Source organism: Paracoccus albicereus (genome assembly GCF_024359525.1).
Taxonomy (GTDB): Bacteria; Pseudomonadota; Alphaproteobacteria; order Rhodobacterales; family Rhodobacteraceae; genus Paracoccus; species Paracoccus albicereus.
Genome location: NZ_JAKZEU010000002.1, coordinates 823,391 through 844,676, shown reverse-complemented (window position 1 = coordinate 844,676; position 21,286 = coordinate 823,391). Strand labels below are relative to the sequence as shown.

The window sequence follows — 21,286 nt, the reverse complement described above, 5'->3', positions numbered from 1 at the left end:
CGGGTTTAAAACCCGACCGCCTGTCCATCCTTCCGCGGGTCGGAACCGGCGGCGTAGCCGCCGTCGGGCAAGGGCCGGATCAACTGCGCGCCCCCAAAGCCAAAGGCACTGTCAGGCGGCTCGACCGTGATCTTGTGGCCGCGCGAGGCGAGATCCTCGCGTGTCTTGTTGGGCATCGCGGCTTCGCAGGCCACATCCGAGCCTGACACGAAGCGCCAGCGTGGCGCATCTATCGCGGTTTGAACGTCCTGTCCCCACAGCATCGTGCGCAGCAGCATCTGGACGTGACCCTGCGCCTGCATCGGTCCGCCCATCACGCCCAGGCTCAATGCCGGGCGACCGCCCGCCATCGCGAAGCCGGGGATGATCGTGTGGAAGGGTCGCTTGCGCGGGGCGACGCGGTTGGGATGATCCTCGGCCAGCGTGAAGCCGAACCCCCGGTTCTGCAGACTGATCCCCGTTCCGGGCACGACGACGCCGGATCCAAAGCCTGAATAGTTTGACTGGATGAATGATACCATCATTCCCGACGCATCGGCGGTCGTCAGATAGACGGTGCCGCCCGTCTTGGGTGCGCCAGCCCCGGGCGTCTGCGCATGGTCGGGGTCGATCAAGGCAGAGCGTTGTTTCAGATAATCACCGTCCAGCAGATGCCGGGGCGTCACTCCAGTCATCGCTTCACTGTCGGCAACATGGGCGCGCAGATCGGCAAAGGCGATCTTGATCGCCTCGATCTGCAGATGCAGCGCCTGTGGATCGTCCGCCGACAGATCGCGAATGCCCGTATGGCGCAGCATCCCCAACGCCATCAATGCAGCGATGCCCTGACCGTTGGGCGGAATCTCATGCAGTTCGGCACCGTCGAAATCCGTGCTGATCGTGCCGGTCCAGTCGGCGCGATGCTCGGCCATGTCCTCGACCGTCAGTGCGGCGTCGTGCTGGGCCGCGAAAGCCGCGATCTTCTCGGCCAAGGCACCCTCATAGAAGGCGCGCCCTTTCGTTTCCGCGATCTGGCGCAGCGTTTCGGCCTGATCGGGGTTGCGGAACCGCTCACCCGCGCGGGGTGCCCGCCCGCCCGGCATGAAGCATTCGGCAAAGCCCGGTTGATTTTTCAAGAGCGACGCACCGCGCGCCCAAAGGGCGGCGATGACGGGCGATACCGGGAAGCCTTCCTCTGCGTAACGGATCGCCGGGGCAAGCAAAGTGGGAAGGTCCAGCGTTCCGAAACGCTCGGCCAATTCGACCCACGCGCTGATGGCGCCGGGCACGGTCACGCTTTCCCAACCCCGTTCCGGCATCGCCTTGAGCCCGGCGAAACGATCGGGCGTCCAGGCCGCGGGCGAGCGACCGGACGCGTTCAACCCATGAAGCTGGGTGCCGTCCCACAGGATGCAGAATGCGTCCGAACCAAGGCCGTTGCCCGTCGGCTCGACCACCGTCAGCGCAGCGGCAGTGGCGATGGCTGCGTCGATCGCGTTGCCGCCCTGCGCCAGCATCGACAGACCCGCTTGCGCCGCCAGGGGCTGCGATGTCGCGACGACATTGCCTGCCATCACGGCCGATCGGCGGGAGGCGTAGACGCCCTCATGCGGGTAGTCGGTGTTGCGGTTCATGGTGCCTCCTGATTTTGGTCGGCACCTTAGGCGAGGGGTGCGCAGGGGAAAAGGCCTCGCGGACTGAACGATTGACATCATCCAAGTAAAAGAGTCAGGAGTTGGCGCGACCACGGAATGTGCATCGGAGATTCCATGACCCACAAAGCCGCCAGCCTCACCGCCGCCCTCATGCTGTCGACGACGTTCGTCCTGCCGGCTATGGCGGCGACGCCCGAAGATGTCGTCACGACCTATACGGATATTGCCGAGGCGACCTATTCCGACAGCCTTTCGACCGCCGAGGCGCTTCGCGACGCGGTCGCATCGCTGGTCGAGGCGCCGTCCGAAGAGACGCTGCAGGCGGCGCGGAAGGCATGGACCGCGTCCCGCGCGCCTTACCAGCAATCCGAGGTGTTCCGTTTCGGAAATCCCATCGTTGACGACTGGGAGGGTCGCGTGAACGCCTGGCCGCTGGATGAGGGGCTGATCGACTATGTCGCCGAGGACACGCCCAGTGCAGAGGACAATGATCTGGCGCAGCTGAACGTAATCGCCACCCCCGAACTGACCATCGGGGCCGAGACCGTCGATGCGTCCCAGATCACCCCGGATCTGGTCGAAAGCCTGCACGAAGCCGGCGGGGTCGAGGCCAATGTCGCCTCTGGCTACCATGCCATTGAATTTCTGCTGTGGGGGCAGGACCTGAATGGCACCGAGGCTGGCGCGGGTGAGCGACCGTGGACCGACTACGCCGAGGGCGCGGACTGCACGGGCGGAAATTGCGATCGACGCGCCGCCTATCTTGTCGCGGCAACCGATCTGCTGGTGAGCGACCTGCAGGAGATGGTGGCGAACTGGCAGGACGGCGGCGCCGCGCGCGAAGCACTCGAAGCCGATCCGCAGGCGGCTTTGTCTGCGATGCTGACCGGGATGGGCAGCCTGTCCTATGGCGAGCAGGCAGGCGAGCGCATGAAGCTGGGTTTGATGCTGAACGATCCCGAGGAAGAGCACGATTGCTTTTCCGACCAGACCCATCTGAGCCATTACTATGACGGGCTGGGCATCCAGAACGTCTATCTGGGCCGCTATGCGCGCGTCGATGGCAGCGAGGTGACGGGCCCGTCCCTGTCCGATCTGGTCGCCGCTTCTGATCCGGCCGTCGACGAGGCACTGAAGGCCGATCTCGACGCGACGATGCAGGCCCTGACCGCGCTGCGCGACAAGGCGGAAGGCGGCATGGCCTATGACCAGATGCTAGCGCCCGGCAATGCAGAAGGCGAGGCCGCGATCACCGCGGGCATCGACGGGCTGATCAAGCAGACCGGCAGCATCGAACGCGCCGTCGCCGCCCTCGGCGTCCGCGAGACCGCGTTCGAGGGGTCGGATTCGCTGGACGATCCCGACGCGGTGTTCCAGTAACGCGCATGAATGCTTGGCCCCCAACCGGGGCCGGCAACCCGTCGAGGCGTCATGAGACTTCGCGCCGCCAGCTTGTTTCTTGCGATGCTCGCCGCCCCAACGGTGGCGGCGAAAGATTCCGCGGATGCCGTTCGCGCCGCGCCTGCCGATGGCACGGAACCGGCAGAGGTCACCGACTGGCGGACAGAGCCGCACCTGTCGACCATTCCGCGCACGTCACAGGAAGCCGCTCGCATTTCCCGCGTGACCGCGCCCACCGCGGATTTCACCGTGCCCGAGCGGTTCGAGCAGAAGCCCGCAGGCGCTGCGTCGACGCGCTTCATCGACAGCGCTGACGCTTTCTCGCAGTTTTCGGCCAATCTCGATGTCGCGCGCGAACTGGACTTCAAGGTCGGCAATGGCCTTTTCCGCAAGCTCTGGGTCGGCGCGCCGTCTTCGACCAAGGGAAGCGACGGGCTTGGGCCACTCTATAATGCGCGTGCGTGCCAGAACTGTCACATCAAGGATGGGCGCGGGCATCCGCCTGACGAACGCGGCACGCGCAGCGAAAGCGCGTTTCTGCGGCTGTCGATCCCGGGTGGCGCGGACCAGCCGCTGATCCCGGACTACATCCCGACGCAGCCTGATCCGATCTATGGTGGGCAGTTGCAGGACCTCGCGCTGGCGGGCTACGCGGCCGAGGGACGAATGGAGGTGGCGTGGCACGAGGAGTCGGTTGCTCTGGCGGACGGAACACGCGTCTCGCTGCGTCGCCCCATCTATGCGCTGGCCGATCCCGCCTTTGGCGCGCCTCATCCAGACCTGATGGTTTCACCGCGCGTCGCGTCGCAGATGATCGGGCTGGGACTGCTGGAAGCGATTCCGCTCGCCGACATCCTTACGCTGGCCGACCCCGAGGATGCGGATGGCGACGGGATCTCGGGTCGGCCGAACATCGTCTGGTCCGAGGAATACGACCGACCGATGCTGGGCCGCTTCGGCTGGAAGGCGGGCGCGCCCACGATCCTGCATCAGTCGGCCAGCGCGTTTTCAGGGGATATGGGTCTTTCCAATCCGGTCTTTCGCGATCCGTCGGGCGAATGCACCGAAGCTGAGGCTGCCTGTCGGCAAGCCCCGGCGGGGCAGGAGGAGGGCATTCGCGACGGATTGGAGGTGGACGCAGAAAGCCTCGATCTCGTCGCCTTCTATTCGCGCAACCTCGCCGTGCCGGAGCGCCGCGACGCCGACGACCCGCAGATCCTTGAAGGCAAGCGGATCGCCTACGACATCGGCTGCACTGCGTGTCACAATCCGAAATTCGTGACGCATCGCTTGTCCGATCGGCCCGAGCAGAGCTTCCAGTTGATCTGGCCCCATACCGACATGCTGCTTCACGATATGGGCGAGGGTTTGGCCGATGGCCGGCCGGAATCGCGCGCCACGGGACGTGAGTGGCGGACGGCGCCGCTTTGGGGTATCTCGCTCAATGGGCAGGTGACGGGAACCGAGACGTATCTGCACGATGGCCGTGCGCGTTCGCTGATCGAAGCGATCCTGTGGCATGGTGGTGAAGCACAGGCATCGCGCGACGCGGTGGTCTCATTGCCCAAGCAAGACCGGGAGGCTTTGATCGCATGGCTCGAATCGCTCTGATCGTATCATTGGCGGCAATGCTGGCGGCGTCCGCCCATGCCGATACCGCCGAAGCGGTGAATGACGTGATCCTGCCCGCCTACGATGAGCTGGCAGAGAAAACGACTGCGCTGGCCGACACTGCGGCCGTGGATTGCAGCGCCGACGCGCTTCGCGATCCCTACCAAGCCGCGTGGGACGCCTGGGCTTCGATCGATTATCTCGCCATTGGTCCGATCCAGCAGAATGGTCGCGCCCTGGCGATGAGCTTCTGGCCGGACACCAAAAATTCTGGTCGTCGCGCCCAGCAGGCCCTGGTGGACGCGGCCCCGCCCGCCATCGACGATCCGCAGGCTTTCGCCGATCTGTCCGTCGCCCTGCGCGGCCTGGGTGGTCTGGAGCGGCTGATCTACCCGTCCGGCGTCGAGGGGGATGAGGCGGTGCTGTGTCGTCTGCGCGCCGCGACCGCCGCCGATCTGGCACGGATGGCTGGTGAGATCCGCACCGAATGGGACGATTATGCCAGCATGCTGCTTGACGCGGGTGATGCCGGGAACACGACCTATCTGACCGCGGACGAAGCGCGGCAGGCCTTGTTCACGCAGGTGATGGCGGGTCTTGAACACACCGCCGACACACGGCTGGGCCGACCGCTGGGCACCTTCGACAAGCCGCGTCCGGAACGGGCCGAGGCGATCCCGGCTGGCCGAAGCCTGCGCAATGTGCGCCTGTCGCTGGAAGGGATGCGTGATCTGGCGATGGCGCTTTATCCGGATGCGCCGCTGACGCGGGCGGCGTTCGACCGCGCGATCGGCTTGGCCGACGACCTCGACGACCCGGTACTTGCAGGCGTGGCAGAGCCGGCCGGGCGCCTGAAGGTCGAGATCCTGCAGCAGGCCGTGCGCGCCACCCGCGAAACGATGCAGGCCGAAATCGGCGGTGCCTTGGGCCTGTCGGTAGGGTTCAATTCGAAGGACGGCGACTGATGGCGGATCGGCGGACCTTGCTGAAGGGAATGGCGGCGGTCGCGCTGCTGCCGACGCGGGGCTGGGCCGCGGCGGGCTCGCCCGAATGGGTCGCCGCGGCAAAGCGTCCTGATGGCAGCCACGCGCTTTACGGGATCGCGGCCTCCGGCGAGTTGGTGTTTCAGGTCGCCTTGCCGGGTCGCGGACACGCTGCCGCGGCGCATCCGCACCGTGCGGATGCTGTCGCCTTCGCACGTCGTCCTGGCACGTTCGGCATCGTGCTGGACTGCCGCAGCGGCGACATCATCCGCCGACTGACCCCGCCGGAGGATAGACAATTCAACGGTCATGGCGCGTTTTCGGCCGACGGACGCTGGCTTTACACGTCCGAAGTGGTGGCCGAAGGCTCCGCTGGCCGGGTGGGCCTTTGGGATGTCACCGCCAATTACGCCCGGGCGGGTGAATGGGACAGTCACGGGATTGGTCCGCATGAGCTGCGGCTGCTGCCAAATGGTGGCGTCGTCGTCGCCAATGGTGGGATCGAGACTGATCCCAGCGACCGCACGCCGCTGAACCTCGACCGCATGCGGCCCAACCTTGCGGTGCTTGACGCCGAGGGCGCCCTTGTGTCGACCCGCGCCTTGCCGGACGGATTGTCGCAGAATTCGATCCGCCATCTTGCGTTGTTGCCGAACGGTGTGGCTTTTGCGATGCAATGGCAGGGCGATCCGGCCGATCCGGTGCCGCTGCTGGGGTTGGCCCTTGGCCGCGCGGACCTTGCGACCTGCGCGCTGCCGGACAGCGAGGCGCGTTCCATGCAGGGCTATGCCGGTTCCATCGCCGCGAGCGACGGGATGATCGCGGTGACCTCGCCGCGCGGCGGTGTCGCGGTGATCTTCGATCAGGACGGAACCTACCGGGCCACGTTGCGGCGGGCGGATCTGTGCGGTGCGGCGCCGGCGCGAGACGCGGCCTTCACGCTGACCGATGGCGGCGGTGCGATCTGGGCTGCTGGTCCTGAAGGGCTGCGCCTGCGCGCGCGGCATGATCTGGCGTGGGACAACCATCTCGTGCGGATCGCAGCGTGACAAAGTCCGCGCTGGTCCTGGGTTCAAGCGGCGGGATCGGCAGCGCGCTGGTGCGACGGCTGTCGGACGATGGTTGGAACGTCACCGGCCTGTCGCGCAGTGACGACGGGTTCGACCTGACCGACCCAGCCAGCATCGCGCGTGCCGCCGAGGGGTTGGGCGACCGTCGGTTCGATCTGATCTTCAACGCGACCGGCGCGCTGGTGATCGACGGGGCAGAGCCTGAGAAGACGATCCGTTCGATCGAGGCCGACGCGATGGCGGCGCAATTTGCGCTGAACGCCACCGGTGTCGCGCTGGCACTGCGTTACCTTTCGCCGCTGATGCGTCAGGACGGTCGCGCGATCTTCGCCTCGATCTCGGCCCGCGTCGGTTCTATCGACGACAACCGCTTGGGCGGCTGGATCAGCTATCGCGCGGCGAAGGCGGCGCAGAACCAGATCCTGCGCACGGCGGCTGTCGAACTGACCCGGCGAAACCCGGGCTCCATCGTCGTCGCCTTGCATCCGGGAACGGTCGAGACGCCGCTGAGCGCGAAATACGCCGATCACAACCCGACGATCACACCTGAAAGGTCCGTCGACGCGCTACTGGCCGTCCTTGATCGTCTGACGCCCGAAGACAGCGGCACCTTCTGGGACTGGAAGGGCGAACGCGTCGCGTGGTGATCAGCCCGTGACGCGCTTTGGCGCGCCGGTCGAGAAATCGGTGCCGATATAAGGCAGTCCCGCCTCTTTCCAGGCGGCGAACCCGCCCTTCAGATGCGCGAGCGGGGACAACCCTGCCTGCATCGCGATCTGAGCCATCTTGGCAGAGCGCAGGCCCGAGCCGCAATGCAGGACGATCCGCTTGCCGTCCTGCGTCGGCAGCGCCTCTGGCTTGAAGAAGGCCATCGGCATCAGCAGAGCGCCGTTGATATGTTCATGCGCGTATTCGGCCGGCGTCCGTACATCGATCAATACGATCTTTCCCGCTTCCATCGCGTCGCGGACCTGTTCCGGGCTCCAGTTTTCCAGTTCGCTCATGGCTGTTCCTTCCTTTCAGCGTGCCGGTATCTCGATGAAAACGCCTTGGGCAAGGCGGTGGACACTGCCGGCATGAACCTGCGCCAGTCCGGCGGCACGGACCAGATAGACCGCTCCGGCGTGCGGATCGGTGTCGGTGAAGCTGCCCCGCACAAGATTGCCGCCGTTCATCGCCTGCCATGGGCCGCCCATGTCCGGCGCGCGCAGCACCATCGTGCCCTCAGCATCCTCCGGCTCTGTCCAGGTGAGGGTGACGCCCGCATCCTGGCGCATCGCCGACAGATCGCTGACCGGTGCCATCGGGAACGGACGCAGGGTCGGATCGCCCAGCAGGTTCACCCACGGCGGGCGATCCCAGTCGTAATTTCCCATCGCCGGATAATCCGGCGGCACGCGCCCGGCCGCAGAGATGCCGTTGTTCACCGTGCGCAGATGCGCCTCGCCAATGCTTTCGTTGAGTGCCATCCCATGCAACTGCCAAGCGGGACGTCCACCCCATCCCACAGCCAGAACATCGCCCGGCTGCGCAAGCAGCGCGGTCATCGGGTTGTTGCCGCCGTCGAAGCGATGCTTCCCGCTGCCGAAATTGATGGCGAAGATCGCATGGGACGGGGGCAGGCCAGCGTAGGTGCTGCCATTCCATTCGCCGAAATCGATGCCCATCAGATAAGGCTGGTCGCCGCTGTCGTCGTGGCCCGCGGTGCGGACATTCTCCTTGCCGACGATGTTGTTGAGCGCATTGATCTCGACCCGCAAATTCGGATCGTCGCCATAGGCCAGCCGCCGCTCACCCATCTGTGCGTGACGCCAGCGGTGATTGCGATCCAGATAGGCGGCGAGAAGCGTGGTCTCGTCGCCGAAGGCCGGGTCGAGATTGGCGAAGTCGATCCGTCCGATCTGCATCGGGATCGGTGCCGGCAGCTGGCTTGGCAGAAGTTGCGGCACGCCGTCGGGCGATTGCGTCGTCGGCCAAAGACCGGTCGGGTCGGCATAGTACAGATCGCTCGGTACCGCATGCGGATCGTGTCCGTCGGGGACCTGAAGGCCGGTCAGGACAATCGGCACATGACCCACCAGGATCACGGCTGTGCGTGGACCGTCTGCGGCATCGTATTGATCGGTGATCCATTGGCGCAGATCGGACGCCTGACGCAGGTTCTGCGCCGCATCTTCAGCATCGTGGCGAGGGACGTCGTGCCGCACTACCGCCCAGCCTGCACCCGTCAGGTCCTTTGCGAAGGTCGCCAACGGGTCCTCGATGGCATCGGCGATCGTTTCATCGACGATCAGCAGCGCCATGCCTTCGCGCAGTTGTCCCGGCACGTCGCGGCCGGCGACCCACGATCCCGACCAAATCTTCGGCAGTGCTTCGCGGCCGGGCTGGATCAGTTCGATGCGGTATTCGTAGGCTTGTCCGGGTTCCAGCGTATCGTCGCGCATGCTGAAGCCAGTCAACTCGGACGGCTGGATCGTGCGCCAGCTTTCCGGTCCGGCACTGCCGAAGGGACGACGCATTACCGTTGCCTTCGCGTTGCGCGCGGGCGGCCATGACAGGTCAAGCGCGCGGCCGTCATCGGACAGCGTGCCCTCCAGTGCGAGCGTGTCGGTGGCGGCCGCGGGTGCGGTCAGTCCGACCAGCAGCACAGCGGTGGCGGCAGCAAGGCGAAGTGAGGTGAACGCGGGTCGCATGATGGAAGGATAGGGGTCGTCAGCCTTACGCGGCAAGCGGATTGCGATAGCTGATTGAGACAGAAGAAGATCACTGAAGAGGCAAGTGCCTTTCGCGTTGCTCACTAAACCGGCAGTTCCGGAATTGCGGGCAGCCCCATCTTTCATCCGGCTGAATGTCGTCGGCACCGGCGCTATCGCTTGCCCATGTTCGACGGCGTCCAACATCAGCGCAGCTTCGGCTCGGCCTCGGTCGTCTTCGCGGACGGACGGTTGCAGCATCTGTGGCAGTCCGGTTCGGCCAAGGCGATGCTGCCGCGCACCCATCGCAAGGCGCCCGAGATCGTGTTCTTGAACACGTCTGGCGGTTTGACCGCGGGGGACCGCCTCGATTATGGCGTGACCGTTTGCGCGGGAATGCCTGTGCAGGCGACCACGCAGACCGCAGAGCGCGCTTACCGTGCCGACGGCGAAGCGGCACAGGTTCAGGTCCGGATGACAGTAGGAAAGGGTGCGTCGCTCGACTGGCTGCCGCAGGAAACGATTTTGTTTCAGGGTGCTGCGCTGGAGCGCGTGACCGAGGTCGATCTGGACGACGATGCGCACTTTCTGGGCGTTGAGACGATCGTCCTGGGCCGTGCCGCGATGGGCGAGGTCGTGACGCAGGCCAGCCTTGGTGATCGCCGCATCGTCCGACGTAACGGTCGGCCGCTGCTCGTCGATCCGATGCGACTGGACGCAGGTGCGCTGTCGCGCGGCGCGGACGCGGCGCTGTGGAACGGCGCGCGGGCCGCCTCGGTCCTGCTCCTTGTCGGGAGAGGTGCTGACGCCGCGCTGGCACCCATCCGCGCCGCGCTGGATCAACCCGGCGTCAGTGCGGCTGCTTCGGCCCGCGACGGCCTTCTGGTCGTCCGCGCGATGGCGTCCGATGGCTGGCCGCTGCGACGTCAGATGATCCGCCTGATCGAGATTTTGCGCCCCGGCGCGCTGCCCCGCGTCTGGCAGGGCTAGGAGAGCTTCATGAACCTGACCCCGCGCGAGAAGGACAAGCTGTTGGTCTCGGTCGCCGCAATGGTCGCGCGCAGCCGTCTGGCGCGCGGCGTCAAGCTGAACCACCCCGAGGCGATCGCGCTGATTACCGACTTCGTGGTCGAGGGGGCGCGCGAGGGCCGTAGCGTTGCCGATCTGATGTCCGCTGGCGCAGCGGTCGTGCGGGCTGATCAGTGCATGGACGGCATCCCTTCCATGATCGAGACCGTGCAGGTCGAAGCCACATTTCCTGACGGCACCAAGCTGGTCACCGTCCATCACCCGATCCGCTAGGAGAGTTCGATGCGCAAATCCCTGATCTTGCTTGCCGCGATGACACCGACTGCCGCCTTGGCCCATGCGGGCCACGACGCCGGAAGCTTCGGCGCGGGTTTCGGCCATCCGCTGGGCGGCGCAGACCACGTGCTGGCGATGGTCGCGGTCGGCCTGCTCGCCGCGCAGAGCGGGGGGCGCGCGGTCTGGGCGCTGCCGGTCACCTTTGTTGCATCGATGCTGGTGGGCGGTCTGCTGGGCGCAAACGGCGCGCCGTTTCCTGGGGTCGAGCCTGCGATCCTTGCATCCTGCATCATCCTGGGCGCGATGGTCGCGCTGGCATTGCGATTGCCGCTGGCGGTGATGCTGGTGGGCACCGCCTTTTTCGGCGCTGCGCATGGCTGGGCGCACGGCGCCGAGGGTCCGGCCTCGGGCCTTCTGGTCTATGCCGCAGGTTTCGCCATTGCGACGACCATGCTGCATGGCCTCGGCATCCTCGCCGGTCGCGCGGTTCCCGCCCTTATGCTTCGCGGCGCAGGCGGCTTGGCGATGGTCGCCGGGGCTGCGTTGGCGGTGGCGGGATGATCCCCGGCGAAATCATCCCGGCTGAGGGCGAGATCACGTTGAATGCCGGTCGCGAACCGGTCACGCTGATGGTCGCCAATACGGGCGATCGGCCGGTTCAGGTCGGCAGCCACTACCACTTTGCGGAAGCGAACAGCGGCCTCGATTTCGACCGTGATGCGGCGCGCGGGATGCGCCTGGATATCGCCGCCGGCACCGCGATCCGGTTCGAGCCGGGGCAGAGCCGTGAAGTGCGCCTGATCCCCTTCGCGGGCGACCGCGCGGTCTGGGGCTTCAATCAGGCCGTGATGGGGGCGTTGTAGATGCCGGTCCAGATCTCCCGCGCCGCCTACGCCGACATGTTCGGCCCCACGACCGGAGACCGCGTGCGCCTAGGTGACACCGATCTGGTGATCGAGGTCGAGCGCGACCTGACGATCTACGGCGAAGAGGTGAAGTTCGGCGGCGGCAAGGTCATTCGCGACGGGATGGGTCAATCGCAGATCACCCGCGAGGCCGGGGCGATGGACACCGTCATCACCAATGTGCTGATCCTCGACCATAGCGGGATCATCAAGGCCGATGTCGGCTTGCGCGACGGGCGCATCGCCGCAATCGGCAAGGCAGGCAACCCCGACACCCAGCCCGGCGTCACCATCATCATTGGTCCGGGGACCGAGATCATCGCCGGCGAGGGCAAAATCCTCACAGCCGGCGGCATCGACTGCCACATCCATTTCATCTGTCCCCAGCAGGTCGAGGATGCGCTGCATTCCGGCATAACCACGATGATCGGCGGCGGCACCGGCCCGGCGCATGGCACGCTGGCCACCACCTGCACGCCCGGGCCGTGGCACATCCGGCGGATGCTTGAGGCGGCCGACAGCCTGCCGATGAACATCGGGCTGGCAGGCAAGGGTAACGCGAGCCGCCCCGACGCGCTGGTGGAACAGATCCGCGCCGGCGTCTGTGCGATGAAGCTGCACGAGGATTGGGGAACCACGCCCGCGGCCATCGACTGTTGTCTGTCGGTCGCCGACGACATGGACGTTCAGGTGATGATCCACACCGATACGCTGAACGAATCCGGCTTCGTGGAAAATACGCTGAAGGCCATCGGGGGGCGCACGATTCACGCCTATCACACCGAAGGCGCGGGCGGCGGCCATGCACCCGACATCATGCGCGTGGTCGGCCATCAGAACATCATCCCGTCCTCGACCAACCCGACGCGGCCCTACACCGTCAACACGATCGAGGAACATCTCGACATGCTGATGGTCTGTCACCACCTTGACCGCGCCATCCCCGAAGATGTTGCCTTCGCCGAATCCCGCATCCGGCGTGAAACGATCGCGGCCGAAGATATCCTGCATGATCTGGGCGCGTTCAGCATCATCAGCTCCGACAGTCAGGCGATGGGCCGCGTGGGCGAGGTGATCACGCGGACCTGGCAGACGGCGCACAAGATGAAGGTCCAGCGCGGACGGCTGGACGGCGAGCAGGGCGAGAACGACAACCTGCGCGCGCGGCGCTACGTCGCGAAATACACGATCAACCCCGCGGTGGCGCATGGGATCAGCGCCCATGTCGGCAGCGTCGAGGTCGGGAAGCGCGCGGATCTGGTGCTGTGGTCGCCCGCCTTCTTCGGCGCCAAGCCGGAAATGTCGCTGATCGGTGGACAGATCGTAATGGCCCAGATGGGCGATCCCAACGCTTCGATCCCGACACCGCAGCCGATGTATTCGCGGCCGATGTTCGGCGCGCTTGGCCGTGCGGTGCACTCGGCGGCGGTGCATTTCATCAGCGGCGCGGGCGTCGAGGCCGGTGCGACCGATGGCCTCGGCAAGTCGGCCGTCGCGGTCGAGGGCACGCGCGGCGTGACCAAGGCCGACATGCGCCTGAACGACGCGACGCCGCTGGTCGAGGTCGATCCGGAAACCTACGAGGTCCGCGCCGACGGCCAGATCCTGACCTGCGAACCCGCGCGCGAATTGCCGCTCGCGCAACGGTATTTCCTGTTTTGACGGAGGCTCCGATGTACGTTCTGGCCGATGGCGATCTTCTGGGGACCACGAATGTGGTGCTGAAGCCCGGCCACGGCCGCAAGGTCGTCGGTCGGGTCGTGCTGGACTACGAAGGCCGCTGCCTTCGGCGCAAGCGCCTGACGACGGAAGGCGGCGCGCATTTCATGGTCGATCTGCCCCAGACCGTCAGCCTCGCCCCGGGCGAAGCGTTCGGCCTGGGCGGCGGCGCGGTCATCGAGGTCGTCGAGGCGCATGAACCGGTGCTGCGGATTGCAGGTGATCTGCCGCGTCTCGCCTGGCATATCGGCAACCGCCATTGTCCTTGCGAACTTGGCGGTGACCGGCTGGTGATCCGGGCCGATCCCGTGCTTGAGGCGATGCTGGTCCAGCTTGGCGCCGAGATTACCCGCGCCTTCGCACCGTTCCGGCCCGAAGGGGGCGCCTACGGACATGGACGGACCTTCGGCCATACCCACTGACGCCGCCCGCCTTCTGGCGGTGCAGTGCCTGTCCCCGGCCTTTCCGACCGGTGCCTTTGCCTATGCGCAGGGGCTGGAATGGGCGATGGATCAGGGCACGGTTCACGATGCAGCCTCTCTGCATCAGTGGGTCAGGGACGTCCTCAACTATGGCGCTGGGTGGTCGGACGCGGTAATCCTGTCTTTGGCGTTGCGGATCGATGCGGATCACGCGGCCCTGGACGATCTGGCCCGCGCGCTGTGCCTGACCGCAGAGCGTCTGACCGAGACGATGGAGCAGGGTGTCGCCTTCGCGCGCGCGGCAGGCCCGCTGACCGGCACGCCGACCGAGTCGGCGGCCTTGCCGGTGGCGGTCGGCCGGGCACTTGGCCCGCTGGCGTTGCGGCGGTCCGAGGTGATCGGACTTTATCTGCACGGTCAGGCGCTGGCTCAAATCCAGGCAGCGGTCCGCTTCGTGCCTCTGGGACAGTCCGAGGGGCAGGGCGTCCTCGCTGACCTTTCATCGCTGATCCTGCGCCTCGCGATGCGCGCAGCGGATGCCACCGAGGATGACCTCGGCGGCTGTGCCCTTGGCGCAGAGATCGCGCAGATGCGCCACGAAACCATGACGACAAGGATATTCCGCACATGAGCAACGGTCCCCTTCGCGTCGGCATCGGCGGTCCCGTCGGCGCCGGCAAGACCACCCTGACCGAACATCTGGCCAGGGCCTTGGCGCCGCGTCTGTCGATGGCGGTCATCACCAACGACATCTACACCCGTGAGGATGCCGAGGCGCTGATGCGCGCGCAGGTGCTGCCGATGGATCGGATCCGAGGGGTGGAAACCGGGGGGTGCCCGCATACCGCGATCCGCGAGGATGCCAGCATCAACCTTGCCGCCATAGCCGATCTGAATGCGGCGCATCCGGATCTGGATCTGATCCTGATCGAATCGGGCGGCGACAATCTGGCCGCGACCTTCAGCCCCGAACTGGCGGACCTGACGATCTACGTGATCGACACCGCCGCCGGTCAGGATATTCCCCGCAAGCGCGGTCCGGGTTTGGCCCGCTCGGACCTGCTGGTGGTCAACAAGACCGACCTTGCCCCGCATGTCGGCGTCGACGCGGCGCTGCTGGAATCCGACGCGCGCGACAGCCGCGCCGGACGCCCGGTGGTCATGGCGTCGTTGCGCCACGGCAAGGGCATCGACGAAATCGCTGGCTTTCTGATCGCGGAAGGCGGGCTGATCCTTCGGAGCAAGGCAACTGCCTAATTCAAAAGCATTTCGTCGCGCCGCTGCCTGAAAACGGTCAACCGTCGCACCGATGCTTCGGTCTGTGGCAGCGTGATTGCGAAAGCGCCAGTGCCGCGCAATTGCTGCAGTTGCGAAGGGTCGGAAGCGCCCGCGCGTGCGGCAGGGCCTCGGGCCGGTCGCGCAGGATGCAACGAGGTTGCCGCACAAAAGCGCCCGCCCGGGATGGGCCGGCCGTCGCGACATGCGGCCCCAAGGACAGGGAACGAAGATGGGTTTGAGGGCAATTCTTCTGGGTGCGGCCGCAGTATCGGCCATCGCGGGGGCCGCTGCCGCACAGGACGGTGACACGATCAAGATCGGCGTGTTGCACTCGCTGTCGGGCACGATGGCGATTTCCGAAACCACGCTGAAGGACACCGTCCTGATGATGGTGGAACAGCAGAACGCCAAGGGTGGGTTGCTGGGCAAGCAAATCGAGGCGGTGGTCGTCGATCCGGCCTCGGACTGGCCGCTCTTCGCCGAGAAGGCGCGCGAGCTGATCTCGGTCGAGGGCGTGGACGCGATCTTCGGTTGCTGGACATCCGTCAGCCGCAAGTCGGTGCTGCCGGTGATCGAGGAACTGAACGGCCTGCTGTTCTATCCGGTGCAGTACGAGGGCGAGGAAAGCTCGAAGAACGTGATCTACACCGGCGCGGCGCCGAACCAGCAGGCGATCCCGGCGGTCGACTACATGCGCGACGAACTGGGCGTGGAGAAATGGGCGCTGCTGGGCACCGACTACGTCTATCCGCGCACCACGAATACGATCCTCGAAGCCTATCTGAAGGATAACGGCGTCGCGCAAGAGGACATCTTCATAAACTACACGCCGTTCGGTCATTCCGACTGGTCGAAAATCGTGGCTGATGTCGTCGCCTTGTCCAATGACGGCAAGCAGGTCGGCGTGGTGTCCACCATCAACGGTGACGCCAATGTCGGCTTCTACAAGGAACTGGCCGCCGCGGGCGTCAGCGCCGATCAGATCCCGGTCATGGCCTTCTCGGTCGGTGAAGAGGAATTGTCGGGACTGGATACGACCAACCTTGTCGGCCATCTGGCTGCCTGGAATTACTTCGAAAGCGCCGACAGTCCCGAGAACGCCGAGTTCATCGAGCAGTGGCACGCCTTCACCGGAGACGACAGCCGGGTGACGAACGACCCGATGGAAGCCACGATGATCGGCTTCAACGCCTGGGTGGCCGCGGTCGAGGCGGCGGGTTCGACCGATACCGACGCGGTCCTGGACGCAATCGTCGGCGTGGAGGTGCCGAACCTGACCGGCACCACGGCCGAGGTTCTTCCGAACCACCACCTGACCAAGCCCGTTCTGATCGGCGAGATCCGCGAGGACGGCCAGTTCGACATCGTGAGCCAGACCGACCCGGTGCCGGGCGACGCCTGGACCGATTTCCTGCCCGACAGCGCGGTGCTGGATGCGGACTGGCCGGGCAAGGATTGCGGCATGTTCAACACCGAAACGGACAGCTGCGTCCAGGTGCAGTCGAACTACTGATCACCACGCGGCGGTCCGGGCATGTTCCGGACCGCCGTTTGCAAGACAGCCGGGCGGACCTGATGCGCGCTTTCCTTCTGACCATCCTTCTTCTGATCGCGCAGCCGCTCTGGGCGCAGGATCTGGGCGCCGTACTCGACGCAAATCGCGATCAGATCGCTAAACCTTCGCGCCAGACCATCGGCCCGGTGATCACAGAGATTGCCGCTGCGGGTGAGGGGGCGGATCGTGTGCTTGCCGCCTGGGCCGATCGAAGACTGGGACTGGCAGGCGATCGATTCGTGATCGTCGAAGGGGACAGCGCCACCGATGCCGTCACTGGCGAGTCCGTCACGGGCGATGTGGATGGGCTGCGCCCGAATTCCGGCGTACGTGGACTGATCGCGGCAGCTTTGGTCCAGTTCCAGCTGACCGATCCTGATCCGGTGCGACGCCGGGCCGCGCTGACCGCCATCGCGCGTCAATCTGACGAGAGCCATCTGGCGGCCCTGCGCGAGGCACCGGCGGAAAGCGACCCGATCCTCGCCGCTCGCCGCGATCGGCTGGAGCGTCTGTTGACCATCCAGTACGATACCGACACCGACGCGCGTCTGGCCGCCATCGACAGTTTCGACGGTGATGCGGGAACCGATCTGCAGGCCGTCCTGAACCCCCTTCTGGCCACCACACGCTTCGCCGGGCCCGAGCTGCCGGCCGATGCCAACGTCGCCCGCGCACTGACCCCGGACAGCGAAAACCTGCCGCGCGCCGAGGCCTATCGCCTTCTGGTCGATGCCGGGCTGGCCGAGCCGCGCCCCACGGACGCCGACATCAAGGCCGCGCTGACCGCGAACATCGCGGGCGATGCGGTGGGCGGTGTGCCGGTCGCGGACCTGGGCGACCCCGACCGCCGCGACGATGCCTACACCGCGCTGGCCGAGGCCGGCACGGTCCCGACCGCCGCGACCGCCGACGAAGTCGATTCGGCGCTTGAGGCCAACGCCTTCGCCGATCTCTTTACCGAACCATCGTCCGAGATCACCGATGCCGCCCGCGCCAGCTTGCGCGGGATGCAGACACGCGAAGGGATCATGCAGGCGCTGGATCTGTCGCTGGATGCGCTGTCGCTCGCCTCGATCTATTTCCTTGCCGCGATCGGTCTGGCCATCACCTTCGGCGTGATGCGCGTCATCAACATGGCGCACGGCGAATTCATCATGATGGGCGCCTATACCGGCTACGTCACCCAGACGATGATCGCCGACCGCACGCTGTCGCTGATCGTGGCGCTGCCCCTGGCTTTTGCGATCACCTTCGGCGCGGGTGTGCTGCTGTATCAGCTGGTGATCCGGCATCTGGTGAAACGACCGCTGGAGACGCTGCTGGCGACCTTCGGCGTGTCCATCGCGCTGCAGCAGCTGGCCAAGAATATCTTCGGCACGCAGGCCCGACCGCTGACCGCGCCTGCATGGCTCGAAGGGTCGATCACCTTCGCGGATGGCGTTTCCATCAGCACGATCCGGGTGGCGATCTTCGTGCTGGCGCTGTTGTTTCTTGGGCTGTTCCTGTTCCTGATGAACCGGACCCGGCTGGGTCTGCAGGTCCGCGCGGTGACGCAGAATCCTGGCATGGCCGCCAGCATGGGGATCAACCCAGACCGGATTGCGATGATGACCTTCGGGCTTGGCTCCGGCATCGCCGGGATCGCGGGCGTGGCGATCGGATTGTTCGCCAAGGTCACGTCGGAACTGGGCAGCGATTACATCGTGCAAAGTTTCATGACCGTGGTCGTGGGCGGCGTCGGCAACATCTGGGGCACGCTGGCGGGCGCCGCGCTGATCGGCGGGCTGCAGAAGGGGATCGAGGTGCTGAATCCGTCGAACACGCTGGCGGCGCAGACTTACATGATCCTCTTCATCATCATCTTCATCCAGTTCCGGCCGCGCGGCATCATGCCGCAGCGCGGGCGCATGGCCGAGGCGTAATCGCATGTTCATCCGCAAGGACCCGTCGATCCTCGTCTTCCTCGCTATCCTTGCACTGTTCACCATCGGCGCCACGCTGATGTCAGAAGCGTATGGAAGCGGCGCGCTGCCGACCTCGATGATCAAGGTGCTGGGCAAGACGCTCTGCCTGGCACTCGCCGCGCTGGCGATGGATCTGGTCTGGGGCTACGCCGGCATCCTGTCGCTGGGTCACATGGCGTTCTTCGCGCTTGGCGGCTACATGATCGGCATGTGGCTGATGTATGCCCGAACGGGCGAGATCGTCTCTGCCACGCTGTCTCGCGCAGCCATCCCGCCGACCCCTGCCGAGCTGCAGGACGGCATTGCCAGCCAGATCTTCGGCGTCGTCGGCTCGTCCGATTTGCCGTTGGCCTGGACCTTCGCAGGCAGCCTGCCGATCCAGCTGATCCTGATCGTCGCGGTGCCGGGCTTGCTGGCGCTGGTTTTCGGCTGGCTCGCCTTCCGCAGCCGCGTCAACGGCGTCTATCTGTCGATCCTGACGCAGGCGATGACGCTCGCCTTGGCGCTGTACCTGTTCCAGAACGACAGCGGCTTTCGCGGCAATAACGGGCTGTCGGGCTTGCAGAACATCCCGGGCCTGACCGACGTCCCGCAAGCGGACATCTCGATCTGGTTCCTGTGGGCTTCGGCCGGGGCGCTGGCGCTGGCCTACGTTCTTGCGGCGTGGCTGGTCAGCGGCAAGTTCGGCAGCGTCATCCGGGCCATCCGCGACGACGAAAGCAGGGTAAGGTTCCTTGGCTACTCGGTCGAAGGTTACAAGCTGACGATCTTCACCCTGACCGCGATGCTCTGCGCCATCGCCGGCGCGCTCTATTACCCTCAGGCCGGCATTATCAACCCGGCTGAGCTTGCACCCATCGCCTCGATCTACCTGGCTGTCTGGGTGGCGATCGGGGGCAGGGGGCGGCTTTACGGCGCGGTGATCGGCGCCGTGGTCGTCTCGCTTCTGTCGAGTTGGTTCACCGGCGGTCGCGCACCGGACCTGTCGCTGGGCTTCTACACGATCGACTGGGTGGACTGGTGGCAGGTGCTTCTGGGCCTGTCCTTCGTGCTGGTCACGCTGTTTGCGCCACGCGGCCTGTCCTCTCTGATCGATCTGGCGGCCCGGCTGCGACATCCCTCGCGCCGTGGACGCGATCTTGGTCCCGACGTCGGTGCCCTTCGTGAACGCGAGGCCAAGGCATGACTGCGCTTCTGGAAGTTTCGGGCGTGTCGAAAAGCTTCGACGGCTTCAAGGCCATCAACAACCTGTCCTTCAGCATCGGCGAGGCTGAATTGCGCGCCGTGATCGGCCCGAACGGCGCCGGCAAGACCACCTTCATGGACATCGTGACCGGCAAGACGCGACCCGATGAGGGCGAGGTCCGCTGGGGTGAGAAATCGCAGTCGCTGCTGAAAATGTCAGAAGCGCGGATCGCGCAGGCTGGGATCGGCCGCAAGTTTCAACGCCCGACCGTGTTCGAGGACCAGACCGTCACCGAAAACCTGATCATGGCGCTTAAGGCGCCGCGCGGCCCCTTCGCTGTGATGCGGTGGAAACCGACCCGCGACACTGACGAACGCGTCAGCGATCTGGCCAGGCAGGTTGGCTTGGCCGATCAGCTTGACCGTCGCGCGGGCGAGCTGAGCCACGGTCAGAAGCAGTGGCTGGAAATTGGCATGCTGCTGGCGCAGGAGCCGCGTCTGCTGCTGGTCGATGAACCTGCCGCCGGGATGACGCTGGCCGAGCGCGAGCAGACCACGGCGCTGCTCCGGCGTCTGGCAGAGACCCACGCGGTTGTCGTGGTCGAACACGACATGGAATTCGTCCGTCGCCTGAACTGCAAGGTGACGGTGCTGCATCAGGGTTCGGTTCTGGCCGAGGGGTCGCTGGATCACGTGTCCGCCAATCCCGACGTGATCAAAGTCTATCTGGGGCGCTGAGAGATGATCGAAGCCGAAAACGTCACCCTGCATTACGGCGGATCACAGATCCTGCACGGGGTTTCGCTAAGCGCAACGCCGGGTCACGTGACTTGCGTCCTTGGCAACAACGGCGTCGGAAAGACCTCGCTGATGAACCTGCTTGCCGGGCGCCATCCACGATCAGGCGGCGAGTTGCGGCTGATGGGCGAGCGCCTCGGCCGCGTTTCCGCACAAGAAATGGCGCGGCGCGGCGTGGGATACGTGCCGCAGGGGCGCGCGATCTTTCCGATGCTGACGGTGCGCGAAAACCTGGAGACGGGTTTCGGTTGCCTGCCGCGCGGCGGGCGCAAGGTGCCGGACGAAGTGTATGACAGCTTCCCGGTTCTCGCCGAGATGGCCAACCGCCGCGGCGGCGATCTGTCCGGGGGCCAGCAGCAACAATTGGCGATCGCCCGCGCTTTGGTGATCCGGCCGAAGATCCTGCTGATGGACGAGCCGACCGAGGGAATCCAGCCCAACATCATTTCGCAGATCGGTCGCGTGATCCGCGACCTGCGCGACGGGGGCGAGATCGCGGTCGTGCTGGTCGAGCAGTATTTCGACTTCGCCTGGGATCTGGGTGACAGCTTCGCGCTGATGGAACGCGGTCAGGTCGTGCTGGATGGTCCACGTTCGGACGGGTTGAGGCAGGGACTGCACGGGCGTCTGTCTGCCATGGCGGCCTGACACGGGCGGCCTTGTCATGCGTGCCGCGCGATGGTGGAATATCGCCCAACCGCGACGCTCTTGCTTCCAATCGACCCTTGTTCCTTTATGCTGAAGGCATCGTGGCGGACGGGCT

21 protein-coding genes are annotated in these 21,286 nt (G+C 65.8%); 18 read left to right on the top strand and 3 right to left on the bottom strand.

The features are described from left to right. Positions 1-5: 5 nt before the first annotated feature. Positions 6-1,613 carry a gamma-glutamyltransferase family protein gene (locus MLD63_RS07565; protein WP_255329254.1) on the bottom strand — a complete coding sequence of 536 codons (1,608 nt, stop codon included), beginning with the start codon at positions 1,611-1,613 and terminating at the stop codon, positions 6-8. Between the two features lie 135 nt (positions 1,614-1,748). Between MLD63_RS07565 and MLD63_RS07560 the strand changes: the two genes are divergently transcribed. The 5 genes from MLD63_RS07560 to MLD63_RS07540 are packed head-to-tail and all read left to right on the top strand — an operon-like array spanning position 1,749 to position 7,346. After that, the gene (locus MLD63_RS07560) at positions 1,749-3,014 is read left to right on the top strand and encodes an imelysin family protein (protein WP_255329253.1); all 1,266 of its coding nucleotides are present in this window, start codon (positions 1,749-1,751) and stop codon (positions 3,012-3,014) included. A 51-nt stretch (positions 3,015-3,065) separates the two neighbouring features. Further along, a complete protein-coding gene (locus MLD63_RS07555) occupies positions 3,066-4,646 on the top strand; it encodes a di-heme oxidoreductase family protein (protein ID WP_255329252.1) in 1,581 nt (526 codons plus the stop codon). After that, positions 4,628-5,611: an imelysin family protein gene (locus MLD63_RS07550; RefSeq protein WP_255329251.1), complete on the top strand. Its 984-nt coding sequence runs from the start codon at positions 4,628-4,630 to the stop codon at positions 5,609-5,611. Before MLD63_RS07555 ends, MLD63_RS07550 begins: the two co-directional genes overlap by 19 nt. Further along, entirely contained in the window at positions 5,611-6,678 is a 1,068-nt protein-coding gene (locus MLD63_RS07545) for a DUF1513 domain-containing protein (protein ID WP_255329250.1), read from the top strand. Before MLD63_RS07550 ends, MLD63_RS07545 begins: the two co-directional genes overlap by 1 nt. After that, the gene (locus tag MLD63_RS07540; protein ID WP_255329249.1) at positions 6,675-7,346 is read left to right on the top strand and encodes an SDR family NAD(P)-dependent oxidoreductase; all 672 of its coding nucleotides are present in this window, start codon (positions 6,675-6,677) and stop codon (positions 7,344-7,346) included. Before MLD63_RS07545 ends, MLD63_RS07540 begins: the two co-directional genes overlap by 4 nt. Here MLD63_RS07540 and MLD63_RS07535 read toward each other — a convergent pair whose 3' ends face one another. After that, positions 7,347-7,703, bottom strand: coding sequence for a rhodanese-like domain-containing protein (locus MLD63_RS07535; RefSeq protein ID WP_255329248.1), 357 nt, complete (start codon positions 7,701-7,703; stop codon positions 7,347-7,349). It abuts the gene before it with no gap. A 15-nt stretch (positions 7,704-7,718) separates the two neighbouring features. Beyond that, the gene (locus MLD63_RS07530; protein WP_255329247.1) at positions 7,719-9,392 is read right to left on the bottom strand and encodes a hypothetical protein; all 1,674 of its coding nucleotides are present in this window, start codon (positions 9,390-9,392) and stop codon (positions 7,719-7,721) included. 186 nt (positions 9,393-9,578) lie between these two features. Here MLD63_RS07530 and MLD63_RS07525 point away from each other — a divergent pair, with 186 nt between their 5' ends. The 13 genes from MLD63_RS07525 to urtE all read left to right on the top strand — a co-directional run bounded on the left by MLD63_RS07525 (position 9,579) and on the right by urtE (position 21,171). Next, positions 9,579-10,382 (top strand): urease accessory protein UreD, encoded by an 804-nt coding sequence (locus MLD63_RS07525; RefSeq protein ID WP_255329246.1) that lies wholly within the window; start codon positions 9,579-9,581, stop codon positions 10,380-10,382. 9 nt (positions 10,383-10,391) lie between these two features. Continuing rightward, positions 10,392-10,694 carry an urease subunit gamma gene (locus MLD63_RS07520; RefSeq protein ID WP_255329245.1) on the top strand — a complete coding sequence of 101 codons (303 nt, stop codon included), beginning with the start codon at positions 10,392-10,394 and terminating at the stop codon, positions 10,692-10,694. Between the two features lie 9 nt (positions 10,695-10,703). Next, on the top strand, positions 10,704-11,258 hold the full coding sequence (locus tag MLD63_RS07515) for a HupE/UreJ family protein (protein WP_255329244.1): 555 nt from the start codon (positions 10,704-10,706) through the stop codon (positions 11,256-11,258). Next, positions 11,255-11,560: an urease subunit beta gene (locus MLD63_RS07510; RefSeq protein ID WP_255329243.1), complete on the top strand. Its 306-nt coding sequence runs from the start codon at positions 11,255-11,257 to the stop codon at positions 11,558-11,560. Before MLD63_RS07515 ends, MLD63_RS07510 begins: the two co-directional genes overlap by 4 nt. Beyond that, complete coding sequence (gene ureC, locus MLD63_RS07505; protein ID WP_255329242.1) at positions 11,561-13,264, top strand: urease subunit alpha; 1,704 nt, start codon at positions 11,561-11,563, stop codon at positions 13,262-13,264. 11 nt (positions 13,265-13,275) lie between these two features. Further along, positions 13,276-13,743: an urease accessory protein UreE gene (locus MLD63_RS07500; RefSeq protein WP_255329241.1), complete on the top strand. Its 468-nt coding sequence runs from the start codon at positions 13,276-13,278 to the stop codon at positions 13,741-13,743. Beyond that, the gene (locus MLD63_RS07495) at positions 13,715-14,374 is read left to right on the top strand and encodes an urease accessory protein UreF (RefSeq protein ID WP_255329240.1); all 660 of its coding nucleotides are present in this window, start codon (positions 13,715-13,717) and stop codon (positions 14,372-14,374) included. Before MLD63_RS07500 ends, MLD63_RS07495 begins: the two co-directional genes overlap by 29 nt. Then, entirely contained in the window at positions 14,371-15,000 is a 630-nt protein-coding gene (gene ureG / locus MLD63_RS07490) for an urease accessory protein UreG (protein ID WP_255329239.1), read from the top strand. Before MLD63_RS07495 ends, ureG begins: the two co-directional genes overlap by 4 nt. 250 nt (positions 15,001-15,250) lie before the next feature. After that, positions 15,251-16,534: an urea ABC transporter substrate-binding protein gene (gene urtA / locus MLD63_RS07485; RefSeq protein WP_255329238.1), complete on the top strand. Its 1,284-nt coding sequence runs from the start codon at positions 15,251-15,253 to the stop codon at positions 16,532-16,534. 62 nt (positions 16,535-16,596) lie between these two features. After that, positions 16,597-18,498, top strand: a complete 1,902-nt coding sequence (gene urtB / locus MLD63_RS07480) for an urea ABC transporter permease subunit UrtB (protein ID WP_255329237.1) — start codon at positions 16,597-16,599, stop codon at positions 18,496-18,498. Between the two features lie 4 nt (positions 18,499-18,502). Continuing rightward, positions 18,503-19,726 (top strand): urea ABC transporter permease subunit UrtC, encoded by a 1,224-nt coding sequence (gene urtC / locus MLD63_RS07475; RefSeq protein ID WP_255329236.1) that lies wholly within the window; start codon positions 18,503-18,505, stop codon positions 19,724-19,726. Further along, positions 19,723-20,463, top strand: a complete 741-nt coding sequence (gene urtD / locus MLD63_RS07470) for an urea ABC transporter ATP-binding protein UrtD (RefSeq protein ID WP_255329235.1) — start codon at positions 19,723-19,725, stop codon at positions 20,461-20,463. The genes urtC and urtD overlap by 4 nt, the downstream gene beginning before the upstream one ends. Before the next feature lie 3 nt (positions 20,464-20,466). After that, positions 20,467-21,171 (top strand): urea ABC transporter ATP-binding subunit UrtE, encoded by a 705-nt coding sequence (gene urtE, locus MLD63_RS07465; protein ID WP_255329234.1) that lies wholly within the window; start codon positions 20,467-20,469, stop codon positions 21,169-21,171. The last annotated feature ends 115 nt before the right edge of the window (positions 21,172-21,286 follow it).